Origin of the sequence: Serratia sp. CY44782, assembly GCF_052168715.1 — a bacterium.
GTDB lineage: Bacteria > Pseudomonadota > Gammaproteobacteria > Enterobacterales > Enterobacteriaceae > Serratia > Serratia nevei.
On sequence record NZ_JBJNME010000004.1, the window covers coordinates 184,450 to 204,415 of the forward strand.

The 19,966-nt window shown below is 60.2% G+C and carries 18 protein-coding genes and 1 other annotated feature; of the genes, 12 read left to right on the top strand and 6 right to left on the bottom strand.

What is annotated here, in order from left to right; translation table 11 throughout:
- Positions 1-10 precede the first annotated feature (10 nt).
- Complete coding sequence (locus ACJ8HT_RS09145; protein ID WP_195879876.1) at positions 11-889, top strand: metal ABC transporter substrate-binding protein; 879 nt, start codon at positions 11-13, stop codon at positions 887-889.
- Positions 890-995: 106 nt separating this feature from the next.
- On the opposite strand, the gene ykgO is transcribed toward ACJ8HT_RS09145, so the two are convergent.
- The 4 genes from ykgO to sdeX form a co-directional block, all read right to left on the bottom strand.
- Entirely contained in the window at positions 996-1,136 is a 141-nt protein-coding gene (gene ykgO, locus ACJ8HT_RS09150; RefSeq protein WP_004940304.1) for a type B 50S ribosomal protein L36, read from the bottom strand.
- 12 nt (positions 1,137-1,148) lie between these two features.
- Positions 1,149-1,403, bottom strand: coding sequence for a type B 50S ribosomal protein L31 (locus ACJ8HT_RS09155; RefSeq protein WP_004940303.1), 255 nt, complete (start codon positions 1,401-1,403; stop codon positions 1,149-1,151).
- A gap of 185 nt (positions 1,404-1,588) precedes the next feature.
- On the bottom strand, positions 1,589-4,735 hold the full coding sequence (gene sdeY, locus ACJ8HT_RS09160) for a multidrug efflux RND transporter permease subunit SdeY (RefSeq protein WP_060423439.1): 3,147 nt from the start codon (positions 4,733-4,735) through the stop codon (positions 1,589-1,591).
- A 17-nt stretch (positions 4,736-4,752) separates the two neighbouring features.
- Positions 4,753-5,940: a multidrug efflux RND transporter periplasmic adaptor subunit SdeX gene (gene sdeX / locus ACJ8HT_RS09165; protein ID WP_049199912.1), complete on the bottom strand. Its 1,188-nt coding sequence runs from the start codon at positions 5,938-5,940 to the stop codon at positions 4,753-4,755.
- Between the two features lie 142 nt (positions 5,941-6,082).
- Between sdeX and acrR the strand changes: the two genes are divergently transcribed.
- The 3 genes from acrR to mscK all read left to right on the top strand — a co-directional run bounded on the left by acrR (position 6,083) and on the right by mscK (position 10,606).
- Positions 6,083-6,757, top strand: a complete 675-nt coding sequence (acrR, locus tag ACJ8HT_RS09170) for a multidrug efflux transporter transcriptional repressor AcrR (protein WP_049235198.1) — start codon at positions 6,083-6,085, stop codon at positions 6,755-6,757.
- Positions 6,758-6,768: 11 nt separating this feature from the next.
- The gene (locus ACJ8HT_RS09175; RefSeq protein WP_033647269.1) at positions 6,769-7,122 is read left to right on the top strand and encodes a DsrE/DsrF/TusD sulfur relay family protein; all 354 of its coding nucleotides are present in this window, start codon (positions 6,769-6,771) and stop codon (positions 7,120-7,122) included.
- A 100-nt stretch (positions 7,123-7,222) separates the two neighbouring features.
- Positions 7,223-10,606 (top strand): mechanosensitive channel MscK, encoded by a 3,384-nt coding sequence (gene mscK, locus ACJ8HT_RS09180; RefSeq protein WP_197652283.1) that lies wholly within the window; start codon positions 7,223-7,225, stop codon positions 10,604-10,606.
- Positions 10,607-10,647: 41 nt separating this feature from the next.
- Here mscK and rsmS read toward each other — a convergent pair whose 3' ends face one another.
- On the bottom strand, positions 10,648-10,827 hold the full coding sequence (gene rsmS / locus ACJ8HT_RS09185) for a pleiotropic regulatory protein RsmS (protein ID WP_016928837.1): 180 nt from the start codon (positions 10,825-10,827) through the stop codon (positions 10,648-10,650).
- 108 nt (positions 10,828-10,935) lie between these two features.
- The gene (gene priC / locus ACJ8HT_RS09190) at positions 10,936-11,472 is read right to left on the bottom strand and encodes a primosomal replication protein PriC (RefSeq protein ID WP_194571121.1); all 537 of its coding nucleotides are present in this window, start codon (positions 11,470-11,472) and stop codon (positions 10,936-10,938) included.
- Positions 11,473-11,606: 134 nt separating this feature from the next.
- On the opposite strand from priC, the gene ACJ8HT_RS09195 reads away from it, so the two are divergent.
- The 8 genes from ACJ8HT_RS09195 (at position 11,607) to ACJ8HT_RS09230 (ending at position 19,876) form a co-directional block, all read left to right on the top strand.
- Positions 11,607-11,987 (top strand): DUF454 family protein, encoded by a 381-nt coding sequence (locus tag ACJ8HT_RS09195; protein ID WP_194571123.1) that lies wholly within the window; start codon positions 11,607-11,609, stop codon positions 11,985-11,987.
- Between the two features lie 153 nt (positions 11,988-12,140).
- Complete coding sequence (gene apt / locus ACJ8HT_RS09200) at positions 12,141-12,692, top strand: adenine phosphoribosyltransferase (protein WP_197652282.1); 552 nt, start codon at positions 12,141-12,143, stop codon at positions 12,690-12,692.
- Positions 12,693-12,784: 92 nt separating this feature from the next.
- Entirely contained in the window at positions 12,785-14,743 is a 1,959-nt protein-coding gene (dnaX, locus tag ACJ8HT_RS09205; RefSeq protein ID WP_197652281.1) for a DNA polymerase III subunit gamma/tau, read from the top strand.
- Positions 14,076-14,140 (top strand) — a sequence feature (DnaX frameshifting element). (Overlaps the previous gene by 65 nt.)
- A gap of 41 nt (positions 14,744-14,784) precedes the next feature.
- Entirely contained in the window at positions 14,785-15,114 is a 330-nt protein-coding gene (locus ACJ8HT_RS09210; RefSeq protein WP_025301790.1) for a YbaB/EbfC family nucleoid-associated protein, read from the top strand.
- Positions 15,114-15,719: a recombination mediator RecR gene (recR, locus tag ACJ8HT_RS09215; RefSeq protein ID WP_004940263.1), complete on the top strand. Its 606-nt coding sequence runs from the start codon at positions 15,114-15,116 to the stop codon at positions 15,717-15,719. The genes ACJ8HT_RS09210 and recR overlap by 1 nt, the downstream gene beginning before the upstream one ends.
- A 144-nt stretch (positions 15,720-15,863) precedes the next feature.
- On the top strand, positions 15,864-17,729 hold the full coding sequence (gene htpG, locus ACJ8HT_RS09220) for a molecular chaperone HtpG (RefSeq protein WP_049199924.1): 1,866 nt from the start codon (positions 15,864-15,866) through the stop codon (positions 17,727-17,729).
- A 202-nt stretch (positions 17,730-17,931) separates the two neighbouring features.
- The gene (adk, locus tag ACJ8HT_RS09225; protein WP_004940261.1) at positions 17,932-18,576 is read left to right on the top strand and encodes an adenylate kinase; all 645 of its coding nucleotides are present in this window, start codon (positions 17,932-17,934) and stop codon (positions 18,574-18,576) included.
- A 166-nt stretch (positions 18,577-18,742) separates the two neighbouring features.
- Positions 18,743-19,876, top strand: coding sequence for a sugar diacid recognition domain-containing protein (locus ACJ8HT_RS09230; protein WP_197652280.1), 1,134 nt, complete (start codon positions 18,743-18,745; stop codon positions 19,874-19,876).
- Positions 19,877-19,966: the final 90 nt, after the last annotated feature.

The window sequence follows — 19,966 nt, forward strand, 5'->3', positions numbered from 1 at the left end:
AGGAGAAAGTATGAAACGTTTACCTATATCGCTGGCGGTCGCTGCTCTGCTGGCCAGCCCATGGGCGATGGCGAAGACCGTTGACGCCGTCGCCAGCTTTTCCATTCTGGGTGATATCGTCAAACAGGTGGGAGGCGATCATGTCAAGGTCAGCACGCTGGTGGGGCCGGATGGCGATCCGCACAGTTTCGAGCCTTCGCCGCAGGACGGCAAGAAGCTGGCTCAGGCTGATGTGGTGTTCGTCAGCGGCCTGGGGCTGGAAGGGTGGATCGATCGCCTGGTCAGCGCCTCGGGTTATAAAGGGCAGGTGATCACCGCTTCACAGGGGATCAGCACCCGTCAGATGGAAGAGGACGGCAAACCGATTACCGATCCTCACGCCTGGAACAGCATGAAAAACGGCGTACAGTACGCTACCAACGTGATGAATGCCCTGATTGCCGCCGATCCCGAGGATGCCAACTATTTTCGTCAGCGCGGAGCCGACTATATTCAGCAGCTGCAAAAGCTGGATCTGTGGGCCAAGACCCAGTTCGCGGCAGTACCGCCACAGAAACGTAAGGTGCTGACCAGCCATGATGCGTTTGGCTACTTTGGGCAAGAGTATGGCGTCACCTTCCTTGCCCCGGTCGGATTTTCCACTGAGGCTGAAGCCAGCGCCAGCGACGTGGCGGGCCTGATTAAGCAGATCAAACAGGAAAAGGTTAACGCTTACTTTATCGAAAATCAGACCGATCCGCGGCTGGTGAAACAGATTGCCGCCGCCACCGGCGCCAAGGCGGGCGGCGAGCTGTACCCAGAAGCGCTCTCCCGCGCGGGCGGCCCGGCGGCCACCTATGAGCAGGCGTTTAAGCACAATGTCGATGTGCTGCTGAGCAGCATGAAGTAATCACTGTCCCCCGCCTGCCGGCGGGGGACAGCTTGCAGGCACTTTCTCGCCATAAAAAAGCCCCGTTGAGCAGCAACGGGGCTTTGCGACAGATGACACTGGGGAGTTAACGCTTTTTCTTACGTCCCTGTACCGCTTTGAATCGCGGATTGCTTTTACAGATCACATAGATGCGGCCACGACGACGCACGACTTTGCAATCCGGGTGGCGATTTTTCGCCGAACGCAATGAACTCAATACCTGCATGGGAATTCCTTGTTACTTATTGCCGATAAAGCGGCCAAAGCGCTGCTGGAAGCGCGCCGTGCTGCCTTCTTTGGAATAGTCTTTCTGCTTGCCGGTGTAATACGGATGCGAAGCGGAAGAGACGTCGAGGGTGACATACGGCCAGCTTTCGCCGTCCAGTTCGATGGTGCGATCGGTTTTGATGGTCGATCCCACTTTGAAGTAGGCATTGGCGCTGACGTCGTGGAACACCACGGTGCGGTAATCGGGGTGGATGCCGGGTTTCATAATGGCTCTCTCGTGTAATGTTATACTATAACAATAATTATGCGCCGACCTGGCATCGCGATCAAGCGCAAATTGCACACAAGAGTGAATTAATGAGAACGGTTTGCATTAAGCAACTGAAGCAAAAGAAAAAGGCCGCATGCGCGGCCTTTCGATTATCGGGTGGAGCTCACATCACTGAGCGATCAGTGGTGCTCTACCGGATGGCTGTGTTCCAGGTCCTCGTTCTTCTTGCTGAAGCGGCGACGAACCACTACGAAGAACACCGGTACGAAGAAGATCGCCAAGACGGTAGCGGTGATCATCCCGCCCATTACGCCGGTACCTACCGCGTTCTGTGCGCCAGAGCCTGCACCGCTGCTGATAACCAGCGGCAGAACCCCGAGGATGAAGGCCAGAGACGTCATCAGGATTGGACGCAGACGCATACGCACCGCTTCCAACGTCGCTTCGATCAGGCCTTTGCCTTCTTTCTCCATCAGGTCTTTGGCGAATTCCACGATCAGGATGGCGTTCTTCGCCGACAGGCCTATGGTGGTCAGCAGCCCCACCTGGAAGTACACGTCGTTGTTCATGCCGCGCATCGTCGCGGCCAGCAACGCACCGATAACCCCCAGCGGCAATACCAGCATGACCGAGAACGGCACGGACCAGCTTTCATACAGTGCCGCCAGACACAGGAACACCACCAGAATCGAGATGGCGTACAGCGCCGGCGCCTGGTTGCCTGACAGACGTTCCTGATAGGACATGCCGGTCCAGTCGTAACCGATGCCGCTTGGCAGTTTGGACGCCAGCTGTTCCATCAGGTTCATCGCTTCACCGGTACTCTTGCCCGGTGCGGCCTGGCCCAGAATTTCCATCGACGGCAAGCCGTTATAGCGTTCCAGACGCGGTGAGCCGTATTCCCATTTCGCCGAAGAGAAGGCGGAGAATGGCACCATCTGGCCGCTCGTACCGCGCACGTACCATTTGTTGATGTCTTCCGGCAGCATACGGAACGGCGCCTCGGCCTGTACGTACACTTTCTTCACACGACCGCGGTCGATGAAGTCGTTGACGTACGAACCACCCAGGGCGGTGCTCAGCGTGCTGTTGATGGTGGTTATGCTGACGCCCAGCGCCTTGGCTTTCTCCTGATCGACGATCAGTTTGAACTGCGGCGTATCTTCCAGGCCGTTCGGGCGCACGCCCACCAGCACGTCCGGATGTTGAGCAACCATGCCCAACAGCTGGTTACGTGCTTCGGTCAGTTTCTCGTGCCCCAGGCCGCCCTGGTCAATCAGCTCGAAGTCGAAGCCGGTTGCGGTACCGAGTTCGATAATCGCCGGCAGGTTGAACGGGAACACCAGGCCTTCTTTAATCTGCGAGAACGCGCCCATGGCACGGCCCGCGATCGCTTCGACCTTGTTCCCGGCCCCTGGACGCTCGCCCCAGTCTTTCAGGCTGACGAATGCCAGGCCGTTGTTCTGGCCGTTACCGTTGAAGCCGAAGCCCGCGACGGTAAACACCGAAACCACGTTGTCCTTTTCCTTGTTCAGGAAGTAGTCGGAGACTTCTTCCAGCACTTTGTTTGTGCGGGACTCGGTGGCGCCGGCAGGAAGCTGCACCATGGTCAACAGGATGCCCTGATCTTCGTCCGGCAGGAACGAGGAAGGCAGGCGCAGGAACAGCAGGCCCATGCCAACCACGATCAGCAGGTAGATGATCAGATAGCGGCCGGTGCTGCGCAGGATGTTGCCCACGCTGTCGGTATAGTGATGCGTGCTCTTCTCGAACATGCGGTTAAACCAGCCAAAGAAGCCTGTTTTAACCCCGTGATCGCCTTTCGGGATCGGTTTGAGCATGGTGGCGCACAGCGCCGGCGTCAGGATCAAGGCCACCAGCACCGACAGCGCCATCGCGGACACGATGGTGATCGAGAACTGGCGATAGATGGCACCGGTTGAACCGCCGAAGAACGCCATCGGCACAAATACTGCCGATAGCACCATGGCGATACCCACCAGCGCGCCCTGGATCTGGCCCATCGATTTACGGGTCGCTTCTTTCGGCGGCAGCCCCTCTTCGGACATGACGCGCTCGACGTTTTCCACCACCACGATGGCGTCATCCACCAGCAGGCCGATCGCCAACACCATGCCGAACATCGTCAGGGTGTTTATCGAGAAGCCGAACGCCGCAAGGATCGCAAAGGTCCCCAGCAGTACCACCGGCACCGCGATGGTTGGGATCAGCGTCGCGCGGAAGTTCTGCAGGAACAGATACATCACCAGGAATACCAGGATGATGGCTTCGATCAGCGTTTTCACCACTTCGTTGATGGAGATTTTAACGAACGGGGTGGTGTCGTACGGATAAACCACTTTCATCCCTTGCGGGAAGAATGGCGCCATCTTGGCCAACTCGTCTTTCACACCTTTGGCGGTGTTCAGGGCGTTGGCACCGGTAGCCAGTTTGATACCCAGACCGGCGGCAGGCTTGCCGTTATAGCGAGCGGTAACCGCGTAGCTTTCCGCGCCGCGCTCGATGTGAGCGACGTCGCGCAGGCGCACCTGGGAACCGTCGGTATTCACCTTCAGCAGGATCTTGCCGAACTCTTCCGGCGAAGTCAGACGGGTCTGCGCGATAATCGAGGCGTTCAACTGCTGCCCCGGCACCGGCGGCAGGCCGCCCAGCTGGCCTGCGGCGATCTGGTTGTTCTGCTCGGTGATGGCGGAGGTCACGTCCGTGGTCGTCAGCTGGTAGTTGTTCAGCTTGTTCGGATCCAGCCAGATACGCATCGCGTACTGGGCACCGAACAGCTGCACTTCACCCACGCCGGACGAACGGCTGATCGGGTCCTTGATATTGGACGCCACATAGTCCGCAATATCGTCCTGAGTCATGTTCGGATCGTCGGAAACGAAGCCGGCCACCATCAGGAAGCTGCTGCTGGATTTTTCTACTTTCAGGCCCTGTTGCTGAACTTCTTGCGGCAGCAACGGGGTGGCCAACGACAGTTTGTTCTGGACCTGAACCTGCGCGATGTCAGGATCGGTGCCGGAATCAAACGTCAGGGTAATGGTGACGCTACCAGAGGAATCACTGGTGGAGGACATGTACATCAGGTTATCGATACCGTTCATGTTCTGTTCGATAATCTGCGTGACGGTATCCTGCACCGTTTTGGCATCTGCGCCCGGGTAGTTGGCGGAAATGCTCACCGCCGGCGGTGCAATAGTGGGATACTGCGCGATAGGCAGTTTCATTATTGCAAGCACCCCCGCCAACATGACGATGATGGCGATTACCCAGGCGAAAATTGGGCGATCTATAAAGAACTTAGCCATGTATTACAGGCTCCTTTTTATGACTTCTGCGCTTCAGACTGCGGCTGTTTTTGCGCCTGAGTGTCAACTTCCTGCACTTTTACCTGCGCGCCCGGATGCACTTTCATCAGGCCGGAGACGATCACGCGATCGCCGGCTTTCAGGCCATCGGTAACCAGCCATTTGTCGCCAATCGCCTGGTCTGCCTTCAGCGTACGCAGCTCAACTTTGTCGTCTGCCCCGACCACCAACGCAGTCGCGTCGCCGCGCGGGTTGCGGGTAACGCCTTGCTGAGGCACCAGCAGCGCATCGCTGCGCACGCCTTCGTCCAGACGGGCGCGCACGAACATGCCCGGCAACAGCGTATCGTTCGGGTTAGGGAACAGGGCGCGAATGGTGATGGAGCCGGTGGTCTCATCGACGGTGACGTCAGAGAATTCCAGCGTGCCTTCCTGCGCGTATTCAGCGCCGTTTTCCAGCATCAGTTTCACCTTGGCCTTGCCGTTTTCCTGCTTCAGCGCGCCGCTGGCCAGTTCTTGCTTCAGGCGCAGGAAGTCGGTGCTCGACTGGGTGACGTCGACATACATCGGATCCAACTGTTGCACGGTAGACAGGGCGGTCGCCTGGCCGTTGCTGACCAGCGCGCCTTCGGTCACGGCGGATTTGCCGATGCGGCCGGAGATCGGGGAGGTCACCTTGGTGTACGCCAGGTTGATGCGCGCGGTTTCCACGGCGGCCTTGGCGGCCACCACGGCGGCATCCGCCTGCTGCAGCGTGGAGACGGCGTTGTCGTAGTCCTGCTTACTGATGTAGCTGGTACCCAGCAATGGCTTGTAGCGGTTTACCGTCACGCGCGCGATGGAAGCGCTGGCCTGTGCTTTGGCCAAATCGCCTTTTGCGCTGTCGTAGCTGGCCTGATAGGTGGCGGGATCGATTTGGTACAGGGACGTCCCGGCCTTGATATCGCTGCCTTCAACGAAATTGCGCTTCAGGATGATGCCGCTGACCTGAGGGCGAACTTCGGCGATACGATACGCAGCGGTACGGCCAGGAAGATCGGTAGTGATGTTGAGAGGCTCGGCCTTCAAGGTCACCACGCCCACTTCAGGAGCCTGCTGGTGGGCGCCTTGCTGTTGGGTTTCTTTATCGTTACATCCTGTTAGCACTAAGCTGCCTGAAAGCATCAGAACGGCCGCCAGAGGCGTTAACCCTCTGTTTTTGTTCATAGAAAAACCTCAAGTGTCCGATTTCAAAATGATCAATGGATCACAAGCTTTAAAACCCATTGCTGCGTTAATTATATGTGCGTGCTATGGTACATACATTCGCGAATGTATGTAAATCACACTCCCCCTAAATAACAATGCCATGGCACGAAAAACCAAACAGCAGGCGCAAGAAACCCGACAGCAAATCCTTGATGCTGCGGTGAGAGAGTTCTCTGAACGTGGCGTTGCTGCAACGTCACTGACAGATATTGCCACCGCTGCCGGGGTTACGCGTGGAGCCATCTACTGGCACTTCAAGAATAAGGTAGACCTGTTTAATGAAGTTTGGGAATCTACCGAGCCGAAAATTGACCAGCTCGAAACAGAGTATCAGGCAAAGTTTCCCGATAATCCACTGCGGGTTATCCGAGAAATTCTGATTTACATTCTGACGTCTACGGTTGAAGACGGCCGTAGACGGGCGTTGATGGAAATTATATTCCACAAATGCGAGTTTGTCGGTGAAATGATGCCGCTGCTGGATTCGCGCAAGGTGCTGTACCTCGCCGGCTACGAACGCATTGAAGCGGTGCTGTATAACTGCATTCACCACGAGCAATTGCCCGCCGATTTACATACCCGCCGTGCGGCGATCATCCTGCGCGGTTATATCACCGGCCTGATGGAAAACTGGCTGTTTATGCCGGAAAGTTTCGATCTGCGGGCCGAAGCTGAAGCGCTGGTGGACGCGTTTCTGGAGATGCTGCAGTTTTGCCCCACCTTGCGCCTCAAACCCGATGCGGCGACGCCTGACGCCGACCGCCTTCCTTTATAAGGAGAGATTTCATGTCATCCATCGTTCTCATCGCCAATGGCGCCGCCTATGGCCATGAATCCTTGTTCAATGCGCTGCGGTTGGCCATTGCCATGAAAGAGCAGCAGAGTAGCCTCGACCTGCGGCTGTTTCTGATGTCCGACGCGGTGGTGGCCGGGCTGGCCGGGCAGCAGCCGCACGAAGGGTATCACCTGCAGCAGATGCTGGAGATCCTTACCGCGCAGCAGGTGCCGGTCAAGCTGTGCAAGACCTGCGCCGACGCGCGCGGCGTCAGCCGCTTGCCGCTGGCGGACGGCGTGGCGATCGGCACGCTGGTCGAGCTGGCGCAGTGGACGCTGGCGGCGGAGAAAGTGCTGACTTTCTGATTTCGCGACAACGGGACATCACCGGCAACGCTTTTGTTGTTCGTTGCCCGCCGGCGATCGTGATAATCTTCAGGCTTCTTTACCGATCCGAAGCCAAATCATGCATCGCTGGTTGACTCTGCCTTCTCTGGCGCCGCTCACGTTTGTCGGCGCATGCCGGCGGCGCATCGCCGCCGCGACACTCCTTTTCCTGATTTTTGCGTGCTGCTTGCCGGCACAGGCGGCGCTGAACGGCGATCTGCCGCAGCGCAGCGAAGTGCAAAGCCAGCTGGAAACGCTGAACAAGCAAAAAGCCCTGACGCCGGTCGAAAAGCTCTCCCAACAGGATTTAACCCGTACGCTGGAGCTGCTGGACGCCATCGAGCGCAACCGGCAGGACGCCGCACAGCTTAAACAGCAGGTGCAGCAGGCGCCGGCGAAGCTCAATCAGGTCACCGCCGAACTGGATGCGCTGAAGCGGCCGACGGACAACGCGGCCGCGCGCGCCGCACTGTTGCCGCTGTCGCTGCGCCAGCTCGAAAGCCGGCTGTATCAAACGCTCGACGAGCTGCAAAGCGCGCAGGAGAGCCTCTCCACCTACAACAGCCAACTGGTGTCGCTGCAAACCCAGCCTGAACGGGTGCAGAGCACCATGTACGCCGCTTCGCAGCGCCTACAGGAGATCCGCAGCCAGCTCAGCGGCCAGACACCGGGGCAAGATTCGCTGCGCAACAGCCAGCAGGTGATGCTGAACACCGAACAGGCGCTGCTCAACGCGCAGCTGGAGCTGCAGCGCAAGAGCCTGGAAGCCAACACCACGCTACAAGATCTGCTGCAAAAACAGCGCGATTACACCACGGCGCATATCGACGCGCTGGATCGGTCGGTGCAGCTGCTGCAGGAGCTCGTCAACAGCAAGCGCCTGACGCTGTCTGAAAAAACCGCCAAAGAGGCGCAGAACCCAGAAGACGCCACCGATATCCAGCACGATCAGTTGGTCAGCAAGCAGTTGGACGTCAACCGCCAGCTGAGTCAGCAGCTGATCGCCGCCACCGAAGAGAGCAACACCCTGTTCCAGCAGAATATTCGGGTCAAAAACTGGCTCGATCGCGGTCTGCAGGCGGAACGTAACCTGAAAGAGCAGATTCAGGTGCTGAAGGGCAGCCTGGTGCTGTCGCGCATTCTGTATCAGCAGCAGCAGAGCCTGCCGCAGGGCACACTGCTGGCGGATATAGACACGCGCATCGCCGATCTGCGGCTGGAGCAGTTCGATATCAATCAGCAACGCGACGATCTGTTCAAGGGGGAGGATTACATCAATCAGCTGGTGGCCGAAAGCAAGGAAAAGGCCGGCCCGGAAGTGATAGACGCGCTGAACGAAATTGTCGACATGCGCCGCGAGCTGCTGGATCAGCTGAACAAGCAGCTCAGCAACCAGCTGTCGTTATCGATCAACCTGCAGATCAACCAGCAGCAGCTGACCAGCGTCTACGGTTCGTTGCAGGATACGCTGACCCAGCAGATTTTCTGGGTCAACAGCAACAAGCCGGTCGATCTGGCGTGGCTGAAGGCGATGCCTGAGGCGGTGCGCGATCAGCTCGCCGGGCTCGATATCAAATTCGATGGCGGCAAGCTATTGCAGGGCGGTTTGAATGCGCTGGTGTTCCTGATCCCGATGCTGCTGGCGATCGGGCTATTGCGCTGGCGCTACCGGCTGATCGACGGCCATCTGCAAAAGCTGGCCAACGACGTGGGGCAGCTTAAACGCGACGGCCAGCTGCATACGCCGAAGGCCATCGCGCTGACCTTGCTGAAGGTGTTGCCCGGCGCCGCGCTGCTGCTCGGCGTCGGTTTCTGGATGTATCGCGCGGACTTCGGCATCAGCGACTTTATCTGGGCGCTGTCGCAGCAGCTGGCGCTGTCATGGCTGGTGTTCGGCTTCAGCTACCGCATGCTGAAACCGGGCGGCATCGCCGAGCGGCATTTCAATTTCGGCACCAACCTGTGCGCGCATTACCGTCGCCAGACGCTGCGGCTGGGGCTGGCGCTGCAGCCGCTGATCTTCTGGTCGGTCTTGGGCGAAAAAGCGCCGCTGCGCCTGGTGGAGGACGTCATCGGCCAGATCGTGGTGATGTTGACGCTGGCGCTGCTCACGGTGCTGGTGTTCCCGCTGTGCCGCGACAGCTGGCGTGAAAAGGGCTCGCACGCCGTGCGGCTGGTGGTGGTCACCGCGCTCGCCGCCACGCCGCTGATCCTGCTGGGGCTGATGTTCGCCGGCTACTTCTATACCACGCTGCGGCTGGCCAGCCGTTGGATAGACAGCCTGTATCTGTTCTTCCTGTGGAATATCGTGTACCTGACCGCGCTGCGCGGTCTGAGCGTGGCGGCGCGGCGTCTGGCCTACCGGCGCGCGCTGGCGCGGCGGCAAAACGTGGCGAAGGAGGGGGCCGAAGGCGGCGAGCCGGTGGTGGAGGAGCCGCCGTTGGCGCTCGATCAGATCAACCAGCAGTCGCTGCGCCTGACCACCCTGGTGCTGTTTGCTATCTTCGCCAGCGCCTTCTACGCCATTTGGTCGGATCTGGTGACGGTCATCGCTTACCTGGACAGCATCACGCTGTGGCATTACACCAGCACCGTGGCGGGCAGCAGCGTGTCGCAGGCGGTGACGCTGGGCAACATGATGGTGGCGATCGCCGCGGTGATCGTCGCCTACGTGCTCACCCGCAACCTGCCCGGTTTGCTGGAGGTGGTGGTGCTGTCGCGGCTGCAGCTGCGGCAGGGGGCATCCTATGCTATCACCACCGTGCTCACTTACCTGATCACCGCCGTGGGCGCAGTAGTCGCATTGGGATCGCTGGGCGTCTCCTGGGACAAACTGCAATGGCTGGCCGCCGGTCTGACGGTCGGGCTGGGCTTCGGCCTGCAGGAAATCTTCGCCAACTTCGTCTCCGGCCTGATCATTCTGTTCGAACGCCCGATCCGCATCGGCGATACCATCACCATCGGCACCTTCTCCGGTTCGGTCAGCAAGATCCGCATTCGCGCCACTACCATTACCGACTTCGATCGCAAAGAGGTGATCATTCCGAACAAGGCGTTCGTCACCGAGCGGTTGATCAACTGGTCACTGTCCGACACCATCACCCGCGTGCTGATCAAGGTGGGCGTGGCCTACGGTTCCGATCTCGACAAGGTGAAAAAGGTGCTGCTGCAGGCGGCGCATGACAACCCGCGGGTGATGACCGATCCCGAACCGCAGGTGTTCTTCCTCAACTTCGGCGCCAGCACGCTGGATCACGAGCTGCGGCTGTATGTGCGCGAACTGCGCGATCGCAGCTACACCGTGGACGAGCTGAACCGCTCAATCGATCGTTTGTGTCGGGAAAACGACATCGACATCGCTTTCAACCAGCTGGAGGTCTATCTGCATAACCAGCAGGGCAATGAAGTGCAGGAAGTGAAAAGAACGCTGTCGCCGGATGAAGGCGGCCAGACGGCGGGCTGATAAGCGTTGAAAGACGAAAGGGACAGCGGCGCTGTCCCTGCTCACTGTCCGGCAGGCAGATAGGGAGAGGTGACGCCGGCGCGCTGCAGCTTTTCCTGATAGTCCCGTTTGACGATATCCAGCGCCGCCAGCGCGGTGGCCGGATCGATCTCGTTGCACTCCAGCAGGTAAATCAAGTCTACCGCCAGCTGCAGTTCGGGTGACGCGTTTTCCAGAGACATAGCACCTGCGCTTATATTAATTAATGGGATGAATAACTCGCGTACCGGCAGAGTATAGTGAACCCGGCGCGCAACCGGGAATAATCATTAAAATATTGTGATAAATCTTCAAAAACCGTTTTCTTTGCGCTCGATATTGCGTTCGATGCGCGCCAGCGCTTGGCGGCAGCGCATCAGTCTCCCCTCCAGCGCCGCCAGCTCGTGCTGCAGCTTTTGCTGCGCCGCCAGCGTGGTCTGGCGCCCCAGCAGGCTTTCCCGATCCTGAATCATGGCGATCAGCCGGCGTTCGTAGTCCTGATGCTCGGCCAGCTTGTGGTACAGATCGGCCTCGGGGGCTTCTTTCGGCTGGTTCTTGCGCCGCAGCGCCTGGGTTGCCAGCTCGCGCTGCAGGGCGGCGATCTGAGCCACCAGTTTTTCGGCCAGAAAGGCCACCTGGCTGGTGCGGCTGTCGTTGGCGGCGCTTTGCAGCTGGGTGAAATTCCTCTCCACCTCGGCCAGGTAATCGCGCAGCCGCGTGCCGCGATTGGCGAACAGGGCGGCGTCGAAGCGTGCCTGCGGGATCGGAACATCGCCGCGCGGGGTCACTTCGGCCGCCAGCGCCGCGATTTGCTGTGCCAACACCTGTAATAGACGCTGAGTGCTCACATAAGCTCCCTCTTGATTTCAACAGGCGTAAGCTTGCCCGCGATCCTGCCGTGAAACAAGCGCCGCACGCATATTCCGCCGGCGCGGCACCGATGCTACAGTAGGCGGCAACTGGTTGAGGAGCGAAGAGCCGCATGACGCGTGGGTTATTGATCATTTTAGGCTGGCTGGCGGTGGTGCTGGCGACGTTGGGCGTGGCGCTGCCGCTGCTGCCGACCACGCCGTTCCTGCTGTTGGCCGCCTGGTGCTTCGCCCGCTCTTCGCCGCGCTTTCATCACTGGCTGCTGCACCGCTCCTGGTTCGGTCCCTACCTGCGTCACTGGCAGCAGCATCGCGCGCTGCCGCCGGGGGCGAAGTGGAAGGCGGTGCTGGTGATCGTGCTCACCTTCGCCTGTTCGCTGTGGCTGGTGAAAATCTGGTGGGTGCGCGGACTGTTGCTGCTGATGCTGGCCATTTTGCTGACCTTTATGCTGCGCCTGCCGGTTATTGACCTGTCGCAACAAAAACAGCGCTGATTGTGCGCCGCCGGTTGCATTTGTCCGCCAGTTTGCATAGATTTGGGCGTTTTCGTGCGCGGATCGCCTGCCATTTCTTCTCCGGTGTGTTTCACCCGGGGGCGGTGGGTGAGCGGCGCGCCGGTTTTCAGGCAGTTTTATCAGGCAACAATTATGACCTCTACTGCGCAGCAGCTTCAGTTTATTAAAGACAGTATCAAAACCATCCCGGATTATCCGAAGCCGGGCATCCTGTTCCGCGACGTGACCAGCCTGCTGGAAAATCCGTTGGCCTATGCCGCCAGCATCGAGCTGCTGGTTGAGCGCTATCGCGAAGCGGGCGTGACCAAGGTGGTGGGTACCGAAGCGCGTGGTTTCCTGTTCGGCGCGCCCGTCGCGCTGGCATTGGGCGTCGGTTTCGTGCCGGTGCGCAAACCGGGCAAACTGCCGCGCGCCACGCTCAGCGAAAGCTATGAGCTGGAGTACGGCACCGACAAGCTGGAGATCCACACCGACGCCATCACCGCGGGTGACAAAGTGCTGGTGGTGGACGATCTGCTGGCGACCGGCGGCACCATCGAAGCGACCACCAAACTGATCCGCCGCTTGGGCGGTGAAGTGAAAGATGCCGCGTTCATCATCAACCTGCCGGATCTGGGCGGGGAAGCGCGTCTGAACAAGCTGGGCATCGACTGCTACTGCCTGGTGGACTTCGCCGGCCATTGAGGCGGCATCGCCCCTTGGGCACAACGGCCTCGCGGATCGCCGCGGGGCTGTGTTAGCATGACCCTCCAGATTCCTCGACTTCTCCGGTATTAATGAGCTATCAGGTTCTCGCCCGTAAGTGGCGCCCTCAAACGTTCGCAGACGTGGTCGGCCAGGAACATGTCCTGACCGCGCTGGCCAACGGCCTCTCGCTGGGGCGGATCCATCACGCCTATCTGTTCTCGGGCACCCGCGGCGTGGGGAAAACCACCATCGCGCGCCTGCTGGCCAAAGGCCTGAACTGTGAAACCGGCATCACCGCCACGCCGTGCGGCCAATGCGACAACTGCCGCGAGATCGAGCAGGGGCGCTTCGTCGATCTGATCGAGATCGACGCCGCTTCCCGAACCAAGGTGGAAGATACCCGCGATCTGCTGGACAACGTCCAGTACGCGCCGGCGCGCGGCCGCTTCAAGGTCTACCTGATCGACGAAGTGCACATGCTCTCGCGCCACAGCTTCAATGCGTTGCTGAAAACGCTGGAAGAGCCGCCGTCGCATGTCAAATTCCTGTTGGCCACCACCGATCCGCAAAAGTTGCCGGTGACCATTCTCTCGCGCTGTCTGCAGTTCCACCTCAAGGCGCTGGACGTCGATCAGATCCGCCAGCAGCTGGAAACGGTGCTGACGGCGGAGCAGATCACCAGCGACGCCCGTGCGCTGCAGCTGCTGGCGCGCGCCGCCGACGGCAGCATGCGCGATGCGCTGAGCCTGACCGATCAGGCGATCGCCATGGGGCAGGGGCAGGTGACCGCCGCCACCGTCAGCCAGATGCTCGGCACGCTCGATGACGAGCAGCCGCTGGCGATCCTCGAAGCGCTGGTCAGCGCCGACGGCGAAAAGGTGATGGCGCAGGTCGCGCAGGCCGCTTCGCGCGGCGTGGACTGGGAAAACCTGCTGGTGGAGACGCTGGCGCTGCTGCACCGCATTGCGATGGTGCAGCTGCTGCCTTCGATGCTCGACAACCACTACGCCGCCGTGGAACAACGGCTGCGCGAGCTGGCGCGCACCCTGCCGCCGGCCGATGTGCAACTTTACTACCAGACGCTGCTGGTGGGCCGCAAAGAGCTGGCCTATGCGCCGGATCGCCGCATGGGGGTTGAGATGACCCTGCTGCGCGCGCTGGCGTTTCACCCGAAAGCGGTGATCCCGGAGCCGGTGGCGTTGGTGCAGACCGCGCCGGCACCGATGGCGCAGCCGCAGGCCGCCGCACCGCAACAGCCACCGCAGTTTCAGGACGCGCCGCCGCCGCTAGGGCAGCCGGCCGCGCCACCGCGACAATCATCGACCCCATTACCGGATGCCACCGCCCAGCTGTTGAAAGCGCGGTCCCAGCTGCAGCGGCAGCAGGGAGCATCCACACCAAAAAAGAATGAGCCGGCGGCGCCAGGAATAGCGCGGCCGGCAAACTCGGCGCTGGGGCGTTTGGCTTCCGTGACCGAGCGTAGCCAGCAGCGCCTGGCAGAGAAGAAGGTGCCGGAAAAACCGGCCAAGCCGGAAGCCTATCGCTGGCGCGCGCAGACCGAGCCGGAAGCGGCGCCGGAACCGCTGGCGACGCCGAAAGCGCTGCGCACGGCGTTGGAGCACGAGAAAACGCCGGAGCTGGCCGCCAAGCTGGTGGTGGAGTCGCTGGAGCGCGACGCCTGGGCGGCGGAAATCGACAGGCTGAAGATCCCGAAACTGGTGCAGCAGCTGGCGTTGAACGCCTTCAAGCAGCAGCCGGAAGCGGGCAAGATTTGCCTTCATCTGCGGTCTTCGCAGCGTCATCTGAATTCGCCTTCGGCGCAGAAGACGTTGGCCGAAGCGCTCGGTGAGCTGTACGGCAGCCCGATCGAGCTGACCGTGATAGAGGACGATAATCCGGCGGAGCGCACCCCGCTGGAGTGGCGACAAGCCATCTATGAAGAAAAGCTGGCGCAGGCGCGCCAGTCCATCGTTGCGGATACCCATATTCAGACGCTGTGTCGGTTCTTCGACGCGGATCTGGATGAAGAGAGTATTCGCCCCCTTTAAACGCCGCGCGAGGTGCGCGGCCCTAGCGACGAGAGACGACTATGTTTGGTAAAGGCGGTCTGGGCAACCTGATGAAGCAAGCCCAGCAAATGCAAGAAAAAATGCAGCAGATGCAGGAAGAAGTCGCCAAATTGGAAGTGACCGGCGAATCTGGCGCGGGCCTGGTGAAAGTCACCATCAACGGCGCGCACAACTGCCGCCGCGTGGAGATCGATCCTAGCCTGATGGAAGATGACAAAGACATGCTGGAAGATCTGATCGCCGCCGCGTTTAACGACGCCGCGCGCCGCATCGAAGAGACCCAGAAAGAGAAAATGGCTTCCGTCTCCAGCGGCATGCAGTTGCCGCCTGGCTTCAAGATGCCGTTCTGATGCAAACCAGCCCGCTCCTTGAATCCCTGATGGAGGCGCTGCGCTGCCTGCCGGGCGTCGGCCCGAAATCGGCGCAGCGCATGGCGTTTCAGCTGCTGCAGCGCGATCGCAGCGGCGGCATGCGCCTGGCGCAGGCGTTGACGCGCGCGATGTCGGAGATCGGCCACTGCGCCGATTGCCGCACCTTCACCGAGCAGGACGTTTGCACCATCTGCGCCAATCCGCGCCGTCAGCAAAACGGCCAGATTTGCGTGGTGGAAAGCCCGGCGGATATCCACGCCATCGAGCAGACCGGCCAGTTCGCCGGGCGCTACTTTGTGCTGATGGGCCATCTGTCGCCGCTGGACGGCATCGGGCCGGGCGATATCGGTCTGGATCGCCTGGAGCAACGGCTGGAAAAGGAAAGCATCACCGAAGTGATCCTCGCCACCAACCCGACGGTGGAAGGGGAAGCGACCGCCAACTACATCGCCGAGATGTGCGGCCAGTATGGCGTGCTCGCCAGCCGTATCGCCCACGGCGTGCCGGTGGGTGGCGAGCTGGAAATGGTCGACGGCACCACGCTGTCGCATTCGCTGGCCGGGCGCCACGCCATCAAGTTCTGATGTTTTCCCGGACGGGGCCATTCGGCCCCGTCATTTTTTTGCCAAAAATCTCCCGCCGTCCGCTTGAAAAACAAGACCCTGACCCTCATCTGATCCTCATTGTTCGATTTTGGTAGCCATTGTCTTTTGAGGTAATCAATGAGTATGAAAGGTCAAGAAACCCGCGGGTTCCAGTCTGAAGTAAAACAGCTGCTTCATTTGATGATCCATTCGCTGTACTCCAACAAAGAAATTTTCCTGCGTGAGCTGATCTCCAACGCCTCTGACGCCGCCGACAAGCTGCGCTTCCGCGCCCTGTCCGCGCCAGAGCTGTACGCCGGTGACGGCGAGCTGCGCGTACGCTTGTCCTTCGATAAAGAGCAGCGCACCCTGACCATCGCCGACAACGGCATCGGCATGCGCCGCGAAGAAGTGATCGAAAACCTCGGCACCATCGCCAAGTCCGGCACCAAAGCGTTCCTGGAATCCATCGGCTCCGACCAGGCGAAAGACAGCCAGCTGATCGGCCAGTTCGGCGTCGGTTTCTACTCGGCATTCATCGTGGCGGACAAAGTGACCGTGCGCACCCGCGCCGCCGGCGCCGCCGATGACGAAGGCGTGTTCTGGGAGTCCGCCGGCGAAGGCGACTACACCATCGCCGATATCACCAAAGAGACCCGCGGCACCGAGATCACCCTGCATCTGCGCGAAGGCGAAGATGAGTACCTCGACGCCTGGCGCCTGCGCTCGGTGATCGGCAAATATTCCGATCACATCGCCTTGCCGGTAGAGATCGAAAGCAAAAACGAAGAAGACGATACCGTCACTTGGGAGAAGATCAACAAGGCGCAGGCCCTGTGGACCCGCAGCAAGGCTGACGTGACCGACGAAGAGTACAAAGAGTTCTACAAGCACATTGCCCACGACTTCACCGATCCGCTGAGCTGGAGCCACAACCGGGTAGAAGGCAAGCAGGAGTACACCAGCCTGCTATATATCCCGGCGCAGGCGCCGTGGGACATGTGGAACCGCGATCACAAGCACGGCCTGAAGCTGTACGTGCAGCGCGTGTTCATCATGGACGACGCCGAGCAGTTCATGCCGAACTACCTGCGCTTCGTGCGCGGCCTGATCGATTCCAACGATCTGCCGCTGAACGTGTCGCGCGAGATCCTGCAAGACAGCCGCGTAACGCAAAACCTGCGCGGCGCGCTGACCAAGCGCGTGCTGCAGATGCTGGATAAGCTGGCCAAAGACGACGCCGAAGGCTACCAGAAATTCTGGCAGCAGTTCGGTCTGGTGCTGAAAGAGGGCCCGGCGGAAGACAACGGCAACCAGGAAGCGATCGCCAAGCTGCTGCGCTTTGCCTCCACCCACGGCGACAGCTCGGCGCAGACCGTGTCGCTGGAAGAGTACGTCGGCCGCATGGCGGAAGGGCAGGAGAAGATTTACTACATCACCGCCGACAGCTACGCCGCCGCCAAGAGCAGCCCGCACCTGGAGCTGTTCCGCAAGAAAGGCATCGAAGTGTTGCTGCTGTCCGATCGCATCGACGAGTGGATGATGAGCTACCTGACCGAGTTCGACGGCAAGCCGTTCCAGTCGGTCAGCAAAGCGGATGAAACGCTGGATAAATTGGCGGATGAAACCGAAGAGCAGAAGGCCGCCGAGAAACAGCTGGAACCGTTCATCGAACGCGTGAAAACCCTGCTGGGCGAGCGTGTGAAGGATGTGCGCCTGACGCACCGCCTGACCGATACGCCGGCGATCGTGGTAACCGACGCCGATGAAATGAGCACCCAGATGGCCAAGCTGTTCGCCGCCGCCGGCCAGCAGGCGCCGGAAGTGAAGTACATTTTCGAACTTAACCCGGAGCATGCGTTGGTCAAACGAGCATCCGATGTGGGCGATAACGAACATTTCGCCGAATGGATCGACCTGTTATTGGATCAGGCGCTGCTGGCTGAACGCGGCACGCTGGAGGATCCGAACCTGTTCATCCGCCGCATGAATAAGTTACTGTCCGCCTAAAGCTGAAGATATGCGCCCTTAACGGCACCGTTAGGGGCGCATTGTCGATTTTTCCCCGCTTTTTCTCGCCTTTTGCTTGCCCGCTTTTTTGCACATTCCGCAATCGATTTCCTTCGCGCGCCTTGAGCCTGCCCCCCCTGAAATGGTATCGTTGAGCGTTTTCGCAATTTTATAAAAACTACATAGCAAGGGGATTTACGCAATGCGTATCATTCTGCTGGGCGCTCCGGGCGCTGGTAAAGGTACTCAGGCTCAATTCATCATGGAGAAATACGGCATTCCGCAAATCTCCACCGGTGATATGTTGCGCGCAGCCGTGAAGGCCGGCAGTGAACTGGGCAAGCAGGCGAAAGAGATCATGGACGCCGGCAAGCTGGTGACCGATGAGCTGGTGATCGCGCTGGTCAAAGAGCGCATCGCTCAGGAAGATTGCCGCAAGGGCTTCCTGCTGGACGGTTTCCCACGCACCATTCCGCAGGCTGACGCGATGAAAGAAGCCGGCATCAACGTGGACTTCGTGCTGGAGTTCGACGTGCCGGACGAGCTGATCGTTGACCGCATCGTTGGCCGCCGCGTGCACGCGCCGTCCGGCCGCGTATACCACGTGAAGTTCAATCCGCCGCAGGTGGAAGGCAAAGACGACGTGACCGGCGAAGAGCTGACCACGCGCAAGGACGATCAGGAAGAGACCGTGCGCAAGCGCCTGGTGGAATACCATCAGATGACCGCGCCGCTGATCTCTTACTACAGCAAAGAAGCGGCAGCGGGTAACACCCAATACCGCAAAATCGACGGCACCCGCAAGGTCGCCGAAGTGAGCGCAGAGCTGGCGACCATCCTCGGTTGATCGCAAGCGGATTGTGCATGACGCCGGGCCTGTGGCCCGGCGTTTTTTTTTGCCGTTTTCCCGCCAAATTGTGATCGCGGCGGCTTGTTGCGGCCGTGCCCATTAATCGCCCGCGCCAAATGGCGTATAACAAGCCTGCGTTTTCACCCTCAGCAGGGAGCCGGGCATGCTCAGACAAACCAATCTTCTGGCGGAAGCCACCGCGCGCCAGATCGTCCAGCGGGCGATGGGCATCATCAGCCATTCCGTCAACGTGATGGACAGCAACGGTGTGATCATCGCCTCCGGCAACCCGCAGCGCCTGTTCCAGCGCCATGAAGGCGCGGTGCTGGCGCTGGCCGAGAATCGGGTGGTGGAAATCGACCGCGCCACCGCCGAGCATCTGAAGGGTGTGCGGCCCGGCATCAATCTGCCGTTCAGCTTTCGCAACCAGCGGGTGGGGGTGATCGGCATCTCCGGCGAACCGGCCGAGGTGCGCGCCTACGCCGAGCTGGTGAAGATGGCGGCGGAGTTGATGGTGGAGCAGGCGGCGCTGCTGGATCAGCACCAGTGGGAAAAGCGCTACCGGGAAGAGCTGGCGAACCAGCTGCTGCAGCCGCAGCCGAACACCGCGTCGCTGCAAGCGATGGCGGCGTATCTGGGATTGGATCTGCGCCAGGCGCGCATCGTGTGGATCGTCGAGCTGCAAGAGGCGCAGCCGCACCTGCTGCGCGAGCTGCTGGCGGAGCTGGAGGCCACCCAGCGCGATGCGTTGATCGCCATTACCGGCTTCAATGAAATGACCCTGCTGCGCCCGGCCTGCATGGCGCAGGGTGAATGGAGCCTGAAGCTGGAACGCCAACAGGCGCAGCGTTTGCAAAACCAACTCAAACACCGCTTTCGGGTGCGCTTGATCGTCGGCGGTTTTTATGACGATCCGCAGAGCGCCTACCGTTCCAGCCTGACGGCGCGCGCCACCCAGGCGATGGCGCAGCGCCTGAAACTGCGTCACGCCACGCTGTTCTACCACGACTACCCGCTGCCGTCGCTGTTGTGCGATCTGGGGGAGGACTGGCGCGCGCAGGAGCTGGGGCGCCCCTGGCGGAGGCTGGGCGAACAGGACGAAAAAGGCGTGCTGCGCGGCACGCTGCGCCACTATTTTTCGCAGAATTGTGATCAGACGCAGACCGCCGCGCAGCTGCATATCCACGTCAATACCCTGCGCTATCGCCTGCAGCGCATCGAAGCGATAACCGGCATGAAAATCAATCAATTAACCGACGCTCTGCGGTTGTATATCGGCATGCTGATGCACGACTGAGTTGTGCCAACCCACAAATTCCACGCCGTTCACCCGGCGATTTTTTGTTGTTTCCCCTCAGGCCAACGCCGGGCGCGCGGGATATGTTGG